The sequence below is a fragment of the Flavobacterium plurextorum genome (assembly GCF_024638035.1).
Taxonomy (GTDB): Bacteria; Bacteroidota; Bacteroidia; order Flavobacteriales; family Flavobacteriaceae; genus Flavobacterium; species Flavobacterium plurextorum.
This window is the reverse complement of the sequence record NZ_CP100442.1, coordinates 3050018-3064872: the sequence shown is the minus strand read 5'-3', so window position 1 is coordinate 3064872 and position 14855 is coordinate 3050018. Positions and strand designations below refer to the sequence as shown.

The window sequence follows — 14855 nt, the reverse complement described above, 5'->3', positions numbered from 1 at the left end:
TTGTATTAAATGCTTTTTGATGATCTACCAGAGTGACATAAGTATTTTTGCGGTCTGTTATTCCCCCTATTTTTTTTGATTATCATTATACTTCAATACTTCTGATTCAATTTCCTGTATTGTTTTCTTTTTCCCTTTAGAAATCCATTCTAAAAGTTCTTCTTCAAAAAAATACAGCTTTTTACCATATTTATAGCACGGAATTTTTCTCTGCCTTACAAGAGCGTAAATTGTAGGCTTTGCTTTGCCTATTAGCCGGCTTGCTTGTTCAATACCAATAGGAATACTTTTTTCTTTCGATTCATACACCTGTACATTCTGAATCAGAAGTTTAATCTCGGCAATTTCTTTCACTAAGTGTGCTACTGCTTTGGGCAGGTTTTCAAAAGAGATTTCATTTGTATCCATAGCTATCGTTTTTAACAGTTATGATGCAAATGAAAAAAGTGTTTCTGCTGTGTCCTTCTTCACAGCAAAAACACTTGAAAAACACAGTGCTTTATACCTATTGGCATTTAAAAATCTGTAAAATCATCTATTATCTTTATAAGACCTTTATGTTCATCATCTTTGAGATGCGTTTTAATGCTTTTCTCTTCAACATCTTTTAAAGCATCGGCAAAAGTCAGCTTTAAAAATTGTGCGGCTCTGTCCTGTCTGCTGGCTTTAAAGCAATTCCAGATATTCCAGCCAAAATGATACAGATCCAGATTGGACAGATCTTTTACTTTGATCGGTTTAATCTTTTCAAAATTTAGGACTTCAGCATATATGATTATATTGCTGCCCAATTGTTCCAGATCATCATCCGACACGTACAGCGCAAACTCCTGCTGCGCATAACGGAGGGCAGTATCAATCCTGGCCTGTTTTTGATTTTTAATTGCATTTTGCTGCTGCTCCCTTAACTGCTGAATATCAATGACAGCATTTTTATTTTCAGGCATTTCGGGCTTAATTAAAGCATCCTGTGGCTCCTCTTCTATTTTTTCAAGGTTTTCAACTGGAATGCGACTTTCAGGCGATTCATTTTTTTTTGCCTTCAAAAAACAATTCACCAATCTCTCAGCCAAATCGTTTAGAAATAAACTTAGAATTGCAAACATTAAAACTCCAAATCCAGTGCTGATCCAAAAGAAAACGCCGGCCGTATATTCATCGGCGCCTTTTTCCAGCAGCACCAGTCTTCCAATTACACCGACAAAGACACAGACTAAAAAAACAGACAGGTAAACTGTGATATATTCAAAGTACTTTATTTTCATTGCGCTCTTTTCTTTAAAGATTCCAATTGTATTGCCTTCGAAGCTCTGTTTTTCTTCTCATCTATTACTTTAGCGTAGATTTGAGTAGTTTTTACGTTGGTATGCCCCAGCATTTTACTGACCGTATAAATGTCTGTCCCGCTGGACAGCTGCAGTGTTGCAAATGTATGACGGAAGCAGTGGAAGGTAATGTTCTTTTTAATGCCGGCAGATTCAACCCATTTTTTCAGAGGCCTTGAAATCCACGACGGGTCCATCAGATCCTCAAACACAAGCTGCCCGGGAAGCCTTGGCTCTCCGCAGAGATCTAAAGCCTGCTCAGAAATAGGCATATATTCGACACCCCTTGTCTTTTTCTGCGTAAAATGCAGTTTGGCCATGCCGTCTTCCATGCTTATCTCTTTCCAGCGGAGCTTCTGAATGTCGGAATGCCGCAGGCCGGTAAGCGCTGAGAAAAGCGCGGCTCTTTTAAGGACATCTTTTTCGCAGGGCGTTTGGGCCAATCCGTTCAATTCTTTAATGGTAAGATATTCGCGTCTTGATTCCTGCTCAGGTATGCCTCTTACTTTTGAAGATAAATCAACGGTTAGATATCCATCAATAAAAGCCTGTTTCAAAGCGGCTTTAAATATGGAAAAATACCTTGCTGCAGTGTTACGGGAAAGTATTCCTTTTTTGCCTCCTCCGAGCGGCGCAGCCAGCAGAAACAGCTTAAAATCTTCCGCCATTCGGCCGTCAATCTGGGAAAACATCAGCCTGCCTTTGGAATAGATTTTTAAAAACTCTCTGGTCCGCTCCCAATTGATCATAATGGATTTTGAGCTTCGGGCATGCCTTTTTGCTGCCACAGAGGCAATGTATTTGATAAAATCCTCTTTTGCTTTTTCTTTCTGCTGAACCAATAGGTTCTCAGCATCACTGTACAGATCTGTATTATCATATTCTTTCTGCCTGATTTTACGCACTCCGTCGGCATAGAGCATTATCTCGCGGTCGGTTTCGCTTCTGGTGATTATTATTCCGTTATCGCTGCGTCTGGGCTTATAGGATTTTATGCCCTGCGCATCCGTACGAGCGGTTCTCTGCTTATCCCACTCCACGGTTTTTACGGTTCTGTTTAAGTATTCACGGATTCTCTGTGGCGTTTTCTTTCCGGAAACCTCAACAGGATAGCTTTCTATGTAGACATACCATTCCTCTCGGTCTTCTGCTTTTCGAAGACGCACAGTTACCTTGGTTTTTGCTAATTGTTTCATATAAAATCATTTCCGTTATACAAGTTATCAATTTCGCTTTTTGGAGCATATACATGCTTTCCGATCTGCCTGGTAGGTATTGAATATTTCCTTATATGGCTGTAGACAGAACCTTCAGATATCTGAAATCTCTGAGCAATTTCACCAATCGAATAGCAGTCTTCTTTTTCAAGGCTGTATAATTTTTTCTTCGGTGGGCTTTCAGCCTGCTGCAGGATGCTTGCAGGGCCGAACATCTCTTCCATAACTCTGCGGTCTATTCTTATAAGGCGAGTCCCCAGATTAACTGAAGGAATTTTTCCCTTTTCGACAAGCCTATAGAGTGTCTTTTTGGCAATCCCAAAAAGCATGCCAGCTTCAGGGACAGAAATAAATGCCCTGTTCTGGGGTATTTTATCTACCAGCGCTTTGATTTCTGCTTCATTTTTAAGCTGCTTCATCTTCTGTTTGTATGCTTTTTTACTGCATACATGCGAGCAGTAAACAGAAGTCACGGTTTTAGGCAGGAATTCTTTCCCACAATTAAGACATTGTTTATCAGATCTTTTCATAGTCTTTGTCTCCCATTAAGGTACCATAAGGGTACATAAGGGACACTTTGTCCCCCTTTAAGTGCCGGTACAAATATGGTACAAATATATGATAAAAAACGATTAAAAAACAGCAGAAACAAAAATGCATAAAAAAGAAAAACCGCTGTAAACTTTACGTTTACAGCGGTTTAGCACTTATTGTTAACTGATATTAATCAGTACTTATTTGACTTCTTCGAATTCAACGTCTTCAACGTTGTCTCCTTGAGATTGCTCTTGTTGTGGAGCAGCTTGTTGTCCTGCATCACCTTGAGCGTACATTGCTTCTGTAGCTGTTTTCCAAGCTGCATTAACATTGTCTAATCCTTTTTGGATTGCGTCAAGATCTTGAGATTGGTGAGCCATTCTCAATTCAGTTAAAGCATATTCAATAGCTGTTTTGTGCTCATCTGTAATTTTATCTCCCAATTCTTTCAATTGACTTTCAGTTTGGAAAATAGTACTATCAGCTTCGTTCAATTTCTCAGCTCTTTCTTTTGCAATTCTGTCAGCATCAGCATTAGCTTCAGCATCTTTTTTCATTTTTTCGATTTCTTCAGCTGTTAATCCAGAAGAAGCTTCGATACGGATATCGTGAGATTTTCCAGTTCCTTTGTCAGTTGCAGAAACTTTGATGATACCATTAGCATCAATATCAAAAGTAACCTCGATTTGAGGAACTCCTCTTGGTGCTGGCGGGATACCATCTAAGTGGAAACGACCGATAGTTTTGTTATCAGCAGCCATTGCTCTTTCTCCTTGTAATACGTGAATTTCAACAGATGGTTGAGAATCAGCAGCAGTAGAGAATACTTGAGATTTTTTAGTTGGGATAGTTGTGTTAGACTCAATTAATTTAGTCAATACACCACCCATAGTTTCGATACCTAAAGAAAGAGGTGTTACGTCAAGTAACAATACATCTTTTACATCTCCAGATAAAACTCCACCTTGAATAGCAGCTCCAATAGCAACAACCTCATCAGGGTTAACACCTTTAGATGCTTTTTTACCGAAGAATTTTTCAACTTCGTCAGCAATTCTTGGCATACGAGTAGAACCTCCAACAAGGATTACTTCGTCGATATCAGATGTAGATAAACCTGCATCTTTTAATGCTTTAGCAACTGGCTCCATAGAACGTTTTACTAAAGTATCAGATAATTGCTCAAATTTAGCTCTAGATAATTTTTTCACTAAGTGTTTTGGTCCAGAAGCCGTAGCAGTTACGTAAGGTAAGTTGATTTCTGTTTCAGCAGAAGATGATAATTCAATCTTAGCTTTCTCAGCAGCTTCTTTCAAACGTTGTAATGACATTGGATCTAAACGTAAATCAATACCTTCTTCAGTTTTGAATTCGTCAGCTAACCAGTCAATAATAACTTGGTCAAAATCATCACCACCTAAGTGAGTATCACCATTTGTAGATAATACTTCAAATACACCATCTCCTAATTCAAGAACAGAGATATCAAAAGTACCTCCACCTAAATCGTAAACAGCAATTTTTTGATCTGTTCCTTTTTTATCTAATCCGTAAGCAAGTGCAGCTGCAGTTGGCTCATTGATGATACGCATAACTTTAAGACCAGCAATTTCTCCAGCTTCTTTTGTAGCTTGACGTTGTGCATCGTTAAAGTAAGCAGGGACAGTAATAACCGCTTCAGTTACAGTTTGACCTAAATAGTCTTCAGCAGTTTTTTTCATTTTTTGAAGTGTCATTGCTGACAATTCTTGAGCAGTGTATAAACGACCGTCAATATCCACACGTGGAGTATTGTTGTCACCTTTTACAACACTGTAAGGAACTCTTTTTGCCTCTTCTTGAGTTTCAGCAAAAGTGTGTCCCATAAAACGTTTAATAGAAGCAATCGTTTTTGTAGGATTCGTTACTGCTTGTCTTTTTGCAGGATCACCTACTTTAATTTCGCCACCTTCAACAAAAGCGATGATAGATGGAGTTGTTCTTTTTCCTTCTGCGTTAGGAATAACAACTGCTTCGTTACCTTCCATTACAGAAACACAAGAGTTCGTCGTACCTAAGTCAATTCCGATTATTTTACCCATTTTTTATATATTTAATTTTTGATTTAATTTTATAACTCAGGTGGCATAAGTCAATCTTTGTGCCAATATAAAAAACTAAATAAAATTGTCAGTTTTACTATTGACAAACCAATAATCGGCTGACAACATGACATTTTTTAAACCTGACACACATGGCATAACTCAATAATTCATGTCATTAATTTGTCGCATTTCTCATTACTTTTCTTCTATAATTTTCACCTAACTACCTATTACAATTCCATTTACATATTATTTATCAGAACACAATCGCATTCAAACCAATCTTACCTGTGTACGATAAAAGCATAATAAAAATGATTAATGCTATTGATTATTAATACAAAAACACCCTACATTTGAAAATTAATAAGCTCTATAAAAGAGCAAAAAAAACAAAGCCAAAAAACTACAGTTAAAATAATGATGGTTGAAATTGATAAAATTGCATTAATAAAAATTGAAAATGGTCAAATATTAAGCACAAAATCAAAGGGAAAAAACAAATATTATATTCCGGGCGGAAAAAGAGAAAATAATGAAACCGACGAACAAACTCTAATTAGAGAAATTCAAGAAGAATTAAGTGTTGACATCATCCCCGAATCTATTGAATACATAGGAACTTTCAAAGCACAATCAGATGGAGATGTGAATGGAATCATTGTAAAAATGACATGCTACAAAGCAGATTATATTGGAATACCAAAAGAGAGCAACGAAATAGCCGAAATCAAATGGCTAAACTACACTGATTTAAATATAATCTCCGAGGTTGATAAAATTATCTTTAAGCATCTAAAAGAAAGTGGATTGTTAGTTTAATAAAAAAAACAGGAACAGAGAAAGAAAATTAATTTTATATTCGATAAAAAATTATGGAAGAAAAATACCCTTTTCTACTTGAAAGAATTCAATCTATTCTCATCGACTCTATTCTAATTATTGCTTGCATGATTCTTATTTCTGACGTTTTATCCAATTTCAAAAATGTTCCTGATTGGTTAAGAGCCGTTTTATTAATCCTAATATTTTTGTACGAACCAATTATGACCACTTTTGGAGGAACTATTGGCAACAATATAAAGAGAATACAAATTCGAAAAAACTCGGATGAAACCCAATCTATCAATTTTTTTCAAGCTATTATTCGTTATTTTTTCAAACTTCTTCTAGGATGGCTTTCTTTTATCACTATCTTTTCAAGTAATAAAAAAAGAGCCGTTCATGATATTATCAGCGGAACTGTAATGATAAAAAATCAAACAAAATCTTGAAAATTTGTAAAATGAAAAACCTAAAAACAATTATAATTCTCCTGTTTACATATTTAGGTTACTCACAGGACTTTGAAGGAAAAATTGAATATCAAATTACTTATTTTGATAAAAATAATGTCGAAGTAAATATTCCAAAAGTTAACCAGTTAATGGGAGAAAAATCAACTTTTATAACAAAAAAAGGAAAGTATAAACAGATTACTAATAGTGATTTTATGAGTTTTCAATTATATTCATCTAATGAAAAAAAACTCTACATTAAGAATAATTGGAATCAAAAAGAATCTGACACTTTGTTTTATTTAGATCCTTCAAAACTAGAAAATGTTAGTTTCAAATATGAAATTACAAAAAATGCTGCCACTATACTTGGCTACTTATGTGATAAATTAACTGTAAAAGACACTTTAAATATTATTCGAGAAGAGTATTTTTATTCACCCGATTTAAAACTGAACCCTAAATATTTCAAAGACTTTTCTGCATTCAATAAAAACAAAATTACCGACTTAATGAAAGCTGTATTTCTTAAACTTAGTTATTATTATCCAGAATTTACATTAAGTATGACAGCCATCGATATAAAAAAAATAAAAATTTCTGATTCAGAATTTAGTCTGCCTCCTCATAAAGCATTTATAGAATATCAATAAATGTAATTCTAAGAAATGGCTGCTGAAGAAGTTTCAATTCAATGACTTAAAATTTCGTTCTAATAAAGGCAAGTAACTTAATATGCATGCATAATAATATACTTATTCATAACTACCTTTACTTTTTTATTCGTAATTTCGATTTCTCATTAAAATTACAATTACAAAATGGCATCATTTACAAAAGAAATATCTTTTCGCTGGTCAGATCTAGACCCAAACTTTCACGTTCGTCATAGTGCTTATTACGATTTTGGCGCGCAGCATCGTATCGAAATTCTAGAAGAATTAGGTTTAACTTTAAGAGTAATGCAAACACAAGGTTTTGGTCCTGTTTTGTTTAGAGAAGAATGTGTTTTTAGAAAAGAATTAAAACTCTCAGACAAAATATTTATTCATACCAAAACATCAAAAATGAAAGCCGATGCTTCACGCTGGTCTATTATTCATGAATTTAGACGTGAAGACGATACACTTTGTGCTGTTATTACTGTGGATGGCGCGTGGATGGATACTAAACTAAGAAAACTAGCTTCTCCAACACCGGAAATTGCAATTCAGGCATTGAGTATTTTTCCTAAAAGCGATGATTTTGTTGGATTATAAAATTAAATTAACTGCATATAAAACACTAAAATCCGAAAAGCAATCACTTTTCGGATTTTTTATTTCCTTTTAAATCAAACCTATTCAAACTTCAATCCAAAATTTACCCTGTCAAAAGTAGTACTGCAAGAAATCGCAAATCGGCCAATATTTACAGTTCCAAAAATTCCTTCAACACCATGTCCCGAATAAAATCCACCTGCCGAAAATCGGTTAACCTGATATTTCAAGGCGATATCATTAACCCTGCTGCTTAATTGTCCGAAAACAATAAAATTTGGAACAAACTCATAACTGGCAAAAACCTTCGGAACCATTTTTTGATAATAATCAAAACTTTCATCCGTTTCATAATCCATACTTACAGAATGTACATTTTCTAAATTTCCTCCCACATAAGTATTTTCTCCAAAATGATACGAAATACTAAATCCTGTAAATGTTCCTTGATAACCGCTTCGAGAATCAACATAACCAATTCCGATTGTCGCTCTAAACTTATCGCATATCTTACCAATATAACCAATATAAGTCCTGTCAATCTCAGATTTATCAATTCCAGCACCAAAAATAATATCTTCCTGACACATCGCAAGAGCATACTGAAAATAGGCTGAATATTGATCTTTATTTGCCGCAACAACGCTCCTTCCTTTATCAAGATCAATATTAGCAGATATCAGAGTAGAGTTTATAACGGCGAAATCAAAAGTATTGATTTCCTGAGCAAATGCAGAGACGGAAAGCAAGAGTATAAGTATTGTTTTTTTCATAATACCATTTTTAGCTGACAACATTCTTACACTAATTTAAAGACAATTTTCCTGTTAATAAAAGAAGTCCCTCCAAGTACCACATTACTCGTTTAAATACATTATTTTCATAATCAAGATCATTTAATCGATAAAAACACAATAAATAATCGATAAATGGCTTCAAAAACAACAAAACAACTTAGAATACCAGTTTTCTGATAACTTTATGACACTGTTTTTTGTATTTCAAAATGCATAACAGTAATTTTATACTTTACATTTTCTCATCCTTATTTATGAGACATTCCTTAATTTGATTCGTTAATAAAATCAATAATCGTATTTTTGAAAAAGTAATTAATTAAAAACGAAACATATGTTTACTATAGAGCAAATCAAAGAGGCTCACGCCAAAGTACAAAGCGGTGCCGACTTTCCTAATTATATACAAGACCTGATTATTCTGGGCGTAAAAGGTTACGATACATTTGTACACGATGGTCATGTCGAATATTACGGCGTAAACAATTATACTGTTACTTCTGATGAAAAATACAGTCCAATTGCAATTGCTCCAACAGTTAATAAAGAGCTTTTTATAGAATTTTTAGTAAAACATCAACACGGCGAAACAGATTATATTACTTTTTGCAACCATTCTGGTCAATGCGGAATAGCAAAATGGAGAGTTGATATTATAGAAATGACCTGCACTTATTTTGATAGCGCAGAAAACGAAATTCTAATTGAAAAAATCCCAAGTTAAGCTGCCTTAAAAATGCTTATTTTCAATAACACAAAATATTTTACAACCAAGAAAAGTATCCTTATGGTGCTTTTTTTGGTTTGCTTTACAGGGTTTTCACAGCAAAAAAAAGAAAAACCTAAATTTAAGGTTATTGCTTTTTATACTGCAAAAAATGATCAAGCTCATATTAGTTTTGTTCATGAAGCCAATAAACGATTTCCTAAAATCGCAGAAGAAAATCATTTTGTTTATGATTCAACTGACAATTGGAACAACTTGAACGCGAAATTTTTAGCCAATTATCAAGTCGTTTTATTTTTAGATACAAGACCTGAAACATTAGAACAGCGAAAAGCCTTTGAAAAATATATGAAAGATGGCGGCGGTTTTATAGGTTTTCACTTTTCTGCTTTTGCTTTAAATGATTCAGAATATCCACAAAACTGGAATTGGCATCACAATACTTTTTTAGGTTCCGGTGAATATGTAAGTAATACATGGAAACCAACATTGGCAGTTTTAAAAATTGAAAATCAGCACTCCACAACAAAAAACCTTCCTAAAACCTTTGCTTCAGCACCAAACGAATGGTACAGATGGAGTAATGATCTAAGAAAAAATACAGACATAAAAATTCTTGTTGCGATTGATGAAAGCAGTTTTCCGTTAGGAACAGGACCAAAAGCAAGCGAAATTTGGCATAACGGTTATTATCCTGTTGTCTGGACAAATAAAAACTACAAAATGATTTATATCAATATGGGACATAATGATATAGATTATGAAAACGGAACTAACAAAACGCTTTCATATACTTTTGAAAATAAAATCCAAACTAAATTAATTACAAACAGCTTACTCTGGTTAGGAAGCTCTAAAAAATAAATTTATCCAAAATGGCTGCTAAACTTTCTCCAATTATAATTGCTGAAGAATTATTAAACCTGAGCAATTTATCTGAAATCATATTGATTGATGCCAGAGCAGGAATTAATGCCGAAGAAAACTTTAAAATCGAACATTTACAAGGTGCTCGTTATGTTGATTTAAACAAAGATTTAGCAACAGTCGAGAATCCTGCAAACGGCGGCCGACATCCATTGCCTTCTTTCTCTAAATTTTCTGAAGTACTTTCTAAATTAGGAATTTCACCAACATCGTATGTTGTAATTTATGATCATAAAAACGGCGCAAACGCCTCTTCTAGGTTTTGGTGGATGCTAAAAGCAATTGGTCACGAACAAGTTCAGGTTTTAAACGGAGGTTTACAAGAAGCCATAAAAGCAGGTTTTCCTGTAACTTCTGAAATCAAACCTTATGAAACAGCAGAGAATTATCCTGTTTCTGAATGGAAACTAAAACTGGCAGATATTGAAGAGGTTGAGAAAGCACGAAACAACAGCAAGAATATTGTAATTGATGTAAGAGATAAAAATCGTTTTGATGGACTTACTGAGCCGTTGGATTTAATTGCCGGACACATTCCTGGCGCAATAAATGTTCCATTTAGCGAAAACCTAGACGAAAATGGTCTTTTTAAATCGTCAGCAGTTTTAGCAGAAAAATATGCTGCAATTTTAAAAGACAAACCATCCGAAAATATAATTGTACATTGCGGATCAGGCGTTACAGCATGTCACACATTATTAGCAATGGATTATGCCGGAATAGAAATTCCGAAGCTTTATGTAGGATCATGGAGCGAATGGTCCAGAAATGATCGTGAAATGGCAGTAAAAAAATCAGAATAAATAGTTTTGATGCTTCCAATAACTTTTGGAAATAGCAAAAAGACTCAAAAATACAACACAATCAACAATTTTTTAAAATACAGAAATGCAGCATTGGGATATACTTTTATCAAATCAAGTAAATAAAAAAGCTTTTATAGACAGTTTGCTTTCAAGTGAAGCAAAAGGAGAATTAGCCGTTTTTAACAATCAAAAAGGGGTTTTATTCTCTGACATTGCAATTGAAAAATTCATTGAAAAAGAATATCAATATGATAGTGTCGAAGCATCTCCAGAATCGCACAGACAACTGCGTACATTTTCATCGGGAGAACGTAAAAAAGAATTTTTAAAATACTGTATCAATCAAAAACCTGATTTTATCATTTTCGACAATCCGTTTGATCATTTAGATCAGGCTTCTCGTGTAGTTTTGGCAGAATCTTTAAAAAGCTTAACAAATGAAATTGCTATTATTCAACTACTGAATCGTACAGTTGATGTTCTTGATTTTGTTCCGAATAAAGCGCAGATTAACGACAATACCTTTGAACTTCATCCAATTTCAAAAACCGAAAATCATTTTAAAACCCTAAATACAGCCGCAATTCCTAAAGCGATTGAATCACATACTTTTCACGAAAGTGTATTAATTAAACTCGACAATGTTTCTGTAAGTTACGACGAAAGAAAAATTCTCGATACTATTTCGTGGACCATAAAACAAGGTGAATTCTGGCAGTTAGTTGGTCCAAACGGTTCAGGAAAAAGCACTATTCTATCTTTAATCACTGGCGATAATCCAAAAGGATTTGGTCAGGATTTGTTTTTATTTGGAAGAAAAAAAGGAAGCGGTGAAAGCGTTTGGGACATCAAAAAACAAATTGGAATCTTTGCTACTTCGATGACTGATTTATTTCAAAAAAGCCATACACTTGAAGAAATGATTCTTTCTGGATTCTTTGATTCTATTGGACTTTACATTGAGCCAACAACACACCAAAAACAAATTGTTTCGCAATGGCTTGAAGTCATCGAAATGACGCATTTAAGAAAAAAACGTTTTATAGATCTTTCTATCGGACAGCAGCGAGTAGCATTAATTGTTCGCGCCGTTTTAAAACATCCGCCGTTATTAATTTTAGATGAACCTGTAGAAGGCTTAGACGACGAAAATGTAGATTTAGTTATTCAACTGATCAATACCATCAAACAGGAAACTAACGTTACGGTATTATATGTTTCTCACCGAATTGAATCTGGACTTGCTCCCACTTCTGTATTTGAGCTTTTGCCAGCGTCAACAGGTTCTATTGGTAAAATAAAATACCATTCAGAATTAAATTAAACAAGAAAATGAGATTTAACTATTATGCAGCTGTACTTACAATACTTCTGCTTACCTCCTGCTCCAATTCAATTTCTACAGTTAGAAAAGATTATAAGCTCGCTGAAGTTTCAAAACTAAAATCAGATTGGAACAGCGATTCAAAAGAATGGTTTCTAAAAAAAGATACTTTGACAGGAACCGGAGGCCCGATGCATTGGGGAGTAATACTATCCAAAAAGCAACTTCCAAAAAACTACGAAATTGATTTTAAAGCAAACATGACCAAAGAATCTTTATTCGAAATTATGTTGAACTTTGATAAAGAAAACTACATTAGAACTTATCTCTATCAAATTGATCAAAATATTGTAATTGGAAAAGGTGTTTACAACAAAAACAGTGATGAATATGGTAAACGAGGCGGAAAAAGTCTATTTACCAAACCAATGAAATTAGAGAACGACAAATGGTACAATGTAAAAATAAAAGTTCAAAATAATCAATTACACTTTTCAGTAAACAATCAAACCTCATTAGAATGTTCCCTAGAAAAAAGTAATCTCAGCCAACAAGGAAAACTAGGTTTCATAACCAACGGAGAAGTCAAAATAACCGATTTAACGATTAAAACGCTTCAATAAAAATCTATTTGAATTAGAAAAAAAACATTGCCAGCGGTTTCAACCTTTAGAGCGCAATAAATTATCCCAATCCGTTTCCTAAGTTTCCCAAGCTTAAAACCTTTGGCTATATAGTTCAAATACAATACAACAAAAAAAAGCTCCATCAGGAGCTTTTTTTACTATAACAAATTATCTAATTTTCTAATTGACAAATTATCAAATTATCAAATCTAATTCTCTTCTTCTTCCGTATTATGCGACTTAACATAATTACGCCATTTTTCAATACAATCCTGAAAATCCTGTGGCAGTTCCGTATCAAAACGCATCATTTCACCTGTATTCGGATGTACAAAACCAAGCGTTTTTGCATGCAAAGCCTGACGCGGCAACGCTTTAAAACAATTTTCAATAAACTGTTTGTACTTTGTAAAAGTGGTTCCTTTCAAAATCAAATGTCCGCCATATCGCTCATCATTAAACAACGGATGTCCAATGTGTTTCATATGCGCACGAATTTGATGTGTTCTTCCTGTTTCTAATTTACAAGAAATCAAAGTAACATATCCAAAACGTTCCAAAACTTTATAATGCGTAATTGCAGGTTTTCCAATTTCTGGATCAGCAAAAACCGCCATTTGCATACGATCTTTTAAATGTCTTGCTAAGTTTCCTTCAATTGTTCCTGCTTCTTCCGTAACATTTCCCCAAACAAGAGCAATATATTCACGTTCAGAAGTTTTAGCTTCAAATTGTTTTGCCAAGTGAGTCATTGCTGCCTCCGTTTTTGCCACAACCAAAAGTCCTGATGTATCCTTATCAATTCTATGCACCAAACCCGGACGTTCACTGCTGTTCATTGGCAGATTATCAAAATGATGCGCCAAAGCATTAACCAGCGTTCCCGTATAATTACCGTGACCAGGATGCACAACCATTCCTGGCTCTTTATTAATCAATAAAAGAGCGTCATCTTCATACACAATATTCAATGGAATATCTTCTGGCAGAATATGATTTTCAAACGGCGGATGCGATAACATAACCGTTACAACATCAAAAGGTTTAACCTTATAATTTGATTTTACTGGAATATCATTTACAAAAATGTTTCCTTCAGTTGCAGCGTTCTGTATTTTATTTCGCGTTGCATTCTGAATCAAATTCATTAAATATTTGTCAATACGCAAAAGCGCTTGACCTTTAGGGACTTCAAATCTGAAATGCTCGAATAATTCGTCTTCCAGATCTAAATTTTCAATATTATTGTTCATCTTGTGGGGTTTCAGTAGTTGGCGCAGCTGTACTATCGGCAGCCTTACCTTCATCTTCGTAAGTTGCTTTTCCGTCTCCTAAAACCAAGTCGATTTTTGAAGCCTTCAACACACGATCTCCTACTTTTAAATTTCTTCCTTTATAACGCATCTCCAAAACCATATCTTTTCCAAGATTCGGAATATAAGTAATCGTTCCCGGTTCAAGCCCTAAAGCTTTTAAAGTTGGAACCGCTTCACGATACGTTTTTTCAATTAAATCAGGAATTCTAACAGATGAGAATCCTGATGAATTTATTTTAATATATATTTTTCTCCCCACTTTTACTTTTGTTCCCGGCAATGGATCTTGCTCAACAACACTATATTTTGGAAATTCACTACGATAATCAACACTATCCAAAAGCACATAATCTAAATCCAGCTCATCCAGTTTTTGCTCTACCTGCTCTTCTGTCAGTTTAGCTAAATTTGGAACCGCAATTTCATGACCGTGATCCGTGGTAAAAGTCAGCCAATGCATAAACAAATAACCTAAAACGGCAATAATAGCAGCCGCACTTAATACTTGAATAAAAAATACACGGCTTGTTAAATACTTACGTAAACTCATAAATTTATTTTTATTAGAGGCAAAGATAAAGCTATTTCGTTTCAAAAAAAATGATAATTTTGTTTTAAACGAAATAGCTTTTA

General features: G+C 34.3%; 17 protein-coding genes. 9 read left to right on the top strand and 8 right to left on the bottom strand.

Features of this window, described 5'->3' with window-relative positions; genetic code table 11:
- Positions 1 to 66 precede the first annotated feature (66 nt).
- From NLG42_RS13645 to dnaK, 5 genes are all read right to left on the bottom strand, one after another.
- Positions 67 to 408, bottom strand: a complete 342-nt coding sequence (locus NLG42_RS13645) for a helix-turn-helix domain-containing protein (protein WP_035688596.1) — start codon at positions 406 to 408, stop codon at positions 67 to 69.
- A 107-nt stretch (positions 409 to 515) separates the two neighbouring features.
- Positions 516 to 1265: a hypothetical protein gene (locus tag NLG42_RS13640; protein ID WP_035688594.1), complete on the bottom strand. Its 750-nt coding sequence runs from the start codon at positions 1263 to 1265 to the stop codon at positions 516 to 518.
- Entirely contained in the window at positions 1262 to 2521 is a 1260-nt protein-coding gene (locus tag NLG42_RS13635; RefSeq protein WP_035688592.1) for a site-specific integrase, read from the bottom strand. Before NLG42_RS13635 ends, NLG42_RS13640 begins: the two co-directional genes overlap by 4 nt.
- Positions 2518 to 3072 carry a helix-turn-helix domain-containing protein gene (locus NLG42_RS13630; RefSeq protein ID WP_219071035.1) on the bottom strand — a complete coding sequence of 185 codons (555 nt, stop codon included), beginning with the start codon at positions 3070 to 3072 and terminating at the stop codon, positions 2518 to 2520. The genes NLG42_RS13635 and NLG42_RS13630 overlap by 4 nt, the downstream gene beginning before the upstream one ends.
- Positions 3073 to 3276: 204 nt before the next feature.
- Positions 3277 to 5160 carry a molecular chaperone DnaK gene (gene dnaK, locus NLG42_RS13625; protein ID WP_099719694.1) on the bottom strand — a complete coding sequence of 628 codons (1884 nt, stop codon included), beginning with the start codon at positions 5158 to 5160 and terminating at the stop codon, positions 3277 to 3279.
- Between the two features lie 426 nt (positions 5161 to 5586).
- On the opposite strand from dnaK, the gene NLG42_RS13620 reads away from it, so the two are divergent.
- The 4 genes from NLG42_RS13620 to NLG42_RS13605 all read left to right on the top strand — a co-directional run bounded on the left by NLG42_RS13620 (position 5587) and on the right by NLG42_RS13605 (position 7699).
- Complete coding sequence (locus NLG42_RS13620; protein ID WP_099720299.1) at positions 5587 to 5985, top strand: NUDIX hydrolase; 399 nt, start codon at positions 5587 to 5589, stop codon at positions 5983 to 5985.
- A 53-nt stretch (positions 5986 to 6038) separates the two neighbouring features.
- The gene (locus tag NLG42_RS13615) at positions 6039 to 6437 is read left to right on the top strand and encodes an RDD family protein (protein ID WP_257681320.1); all 399 of its coding nucleotides are present in this window, start codon (positions 6039 to 6041) and stop codon (positions 6435 to 6437) included.
- A gap of 11 nt (positions 6438 to 6448) precedes the next feature.
- On the top strand, positions 6449 to 7093 hold the full coding sequence (locus NLG42_RS13610) for a hypothetical protein (RefSeq protein WP_257681319.1): 645 nt from the start codon (positions 6449 to 6451) through the stop codon (positions 7091 to 7093).
- Positions 7094 to 7261: 168 nt separating this feature from the next.
- Complete coding sequence (locus NLG42_RS13605; protein ID WP_089052291.1) at positions 7262 to 7699, top strand: acyl-CoA thioesterase; 438 nt, start codon at positions 7262 to 7264, stop codon at positions 7697 to 7699.
- An 80-nt stretch (positions 7700 to 7779) separates the two neighbouring features.
- On the opposite strand, the gene NLG42_RS13600 is transcribed toward NLG42_RS13605, so the two are convergent.
- Positions 7780 to 8472, bottom strand: a complete 693-nt coding sequence (locus NLG42_RS13600) for a hypothetical protein (RefSeq protein WP_089058179.1) — start codon at positions 8470 to 8472, stop codon at positions 7780 to 7782.
- Between the two features lie 358 nt (positions 8473 to 8830).
- On the opposite strand from NLG42_RS13600, the gene NLG42_RS13595 reads away from it, so the two are divergent.
- The 5 genes from NLG42_RS13595 (at position 8831) to NLG42_RS13575 (ending at position 12903) form a co-directional block, all read left to right on the top strand.
- A complete protein-coding gene (locus NLG42_RS13595; RefSeq protein WP_089052292.1) occupies positions 8831 to 9220 on the top strand; it encodes a DUF1398 domain-containing protein in 390 nt (129 codons plus the stop codon).
- Between the two features lie 12 nt (positions 9221 to 9232).
- A complete protein-coding gene (locus NLG42_RS13590) occupies positions 9233 to 10087 on the top strand; it encodes a ThuA domain-containing protein (protein ID WP_257681318.1) in 855 nt (284 codons plus the stop codon).
- 11 nt (positions 10088 to 10098) lie between these two features.
- Positions 10099 to 10953, top strand: a complete 855-nt coding sequence (locus NLG42_RS13585) for a sulfurtransferase (protein WP_257681317.1) — start codon at positions 10099 to 10101, stop codon at positions 10951 to 10953.
- An 85-nt stretch (positions 10954 to 11038) separates the two neighbouring features.
- Positions 11039 to 12280, top strand: coding sequence for an ATP-binding cassette domain-containing protein (locus tag NLG42_RS13580; RefSeq protein ID WP_257681316.1), 1242 nt, complete (start codon positions 11039 to 11041; stop codon positions 12278 to 12280).
- Between the two features lie 8 nt (positions 12281 to 12288).
- Positions 12289 to 12903, top strand: coding sequence for a 3-keto-alpha-glucoside-1,2-lyase-like domain-containing protein (locus NLG42_RS13575; protein WP_257681315.1), 615 nt, complete (start codon positions 12289 to 12291; stop codon positions 12901 to 12903).
- Positions 12904 to 13115: 212 nt separating this feature from the next.
- On the opposite strand, the gene NLG42_RS13570 is transcribed toward NLG42_RS13575, so the two are convergent.
- On the bottom strand, positions 13116 to 14159 hold the full coding sequence (locus NLG42_RS13570) for an RluA family pseudouridine synthase (protein ID WP_257681314.1): 1044 nt from the start codon (positions 14157 to 14159) through the stop codon (positions 13116 to 13118).
- Entirely contained in the window at positions 14149 to 14772 is a 624-nt protein-coding gene (locus NLG42_RS13565; RefSeq protein WP_089058124.1) for a PASTA domain-containing protein, read from the bottom strand. Before NLG42_RS13565 ends, NLG42_RS13570 begins: the two co-directional genes overlap by 11 nt.
- Positions 14773 to 14855 lie beyond the last annotated feature (83 nt).

What these genes read in the sequence shown, in the direction of transcription:
- NLG42_RS13645 (WP_035688596.1), bottom strand. Translation starts at nt 408, where the DNA reads ATGGATACAAATGAAATCTCTTTTGAAAACCTGCCCAAAGCAGTAGCA.
- NLG42_RS13580 (WP_257681316.1), top strand. Translation starts at nt 11,039, where the DNA reads ATGCAGCATTGGGATATACTTTTATCAAATCAAGTAAATAAAAAAGCT.
- NLG42_RS13575 (WP_257681315.1), top strand. Translation starts at nt 12,289, where the DNA reads ATGAGATTTAACTATTATGCAGCTGTACTTACAATACTTCTGCTTACC.
- NLG42_RS13570 (WP_257681314.1), bottom strand. Translation starts at nt 14,159, where the DNA reads ATGAACAATAATATTGAAAATTTAGATCTGGAAGACGAATTATTCGAG.
- NLG42_RS13640 (WP_035688594.1), bottom strand. Translation starts at nt 1,265, where the DNA reads ATGAAAATAAAGTACTTTGAATATATCACAGTTTACCTGTCTGTTTTT.
- NLG42_RS13605 (WP_089052291.1), top strand. Translation starts at nt 7,262, where the DNA reads ATGGCATCATTTACAAAAGAAATATCTTTTCGCTGGTCAGATCTAGAC.
- NLG42_RS13595 (WP_089052292.1), top strand. Translation starts at nt 8,831, where the DNA reads ATGTTTACTATAGAGCAAATCAAAGAGGCTCACGCCAAAGTACAAAGC.
- NLG42_RS13590 (WP_257681318.1), top strand. Translation starts at nt 9,233, where the DNA reads ATGCTTATTTTCAATAACACAAAATATTTTACAACCAAGAAAAGTATC.
- NLG42_RS13600 (WP_089058179.1), bottom strand. Translation starts at nt 8,472, where the DNA reads ATGAAAAAAACAATACTTATACTCTTGCTTTCCGTCTCTGCATTTGCT.
- NLG42_RS13635 (WP_035688592.1), bottom strand. Translation starts at nt 2,521, where the DNA reads ATGAAACAATTAGCAAAAACCAAGGTAACTGTGCGTCTTCGAAAAGCA.
- NLG42_RS13565 (WP_089058124.1), bottom strand. Translation starts at nt 14,772, where the DNA reads ATGAGTTTACGTAAGTATTTAACAAGCCGTGTATTTTTTATTCAAGTA.
- NLG42_RS13620 (WP_099720299.1), top strand. Translation starts at nt 5,587, where the DNA reads ATGGTTGAAATTGATAAAATTGCATTAATAAAAATTGAAAATGGTCAA.
- dnaK (WP_099719694.1), bottom strand. Translation starts at nt 5,160, where the DNA reads ATGGGTAAAATAATCGGAATTGACTTAGGTACGACGAACTCTTGTGTT.
- NLG42_RS13615 (WP_257681320.1), top strand. Translation starts at nt 6,039, where the DNA reads ATGGAAGAAAAATACCCTTTTCTACTTGAAAGAATTCAATCTATTCTC.
- NLG42_RS13610 (WP_257681319.1), top strand. Translation starts at nt 6,449, where the DNA reads ATGAAAAACCTAAAAACAATTATAATTCTCCTGTTTACATATTTAGGT.
- NLG42_RS13630 (WP_219071035.1), bottom strand. Translation starts at nt 3,072, where the DNA reads ATGAAAAGATCTGATAAACAATGTCTTAATTGTGGGAAAGAATTCCTG.
- NLG42_RS13585 (WP_257681317.1), top strand. Translation starts at nt 10,099, where the DNA reads ATGGCTGCTAAACTTTCTCCAATTATAATTGCTGAAGAATTATTAAAC.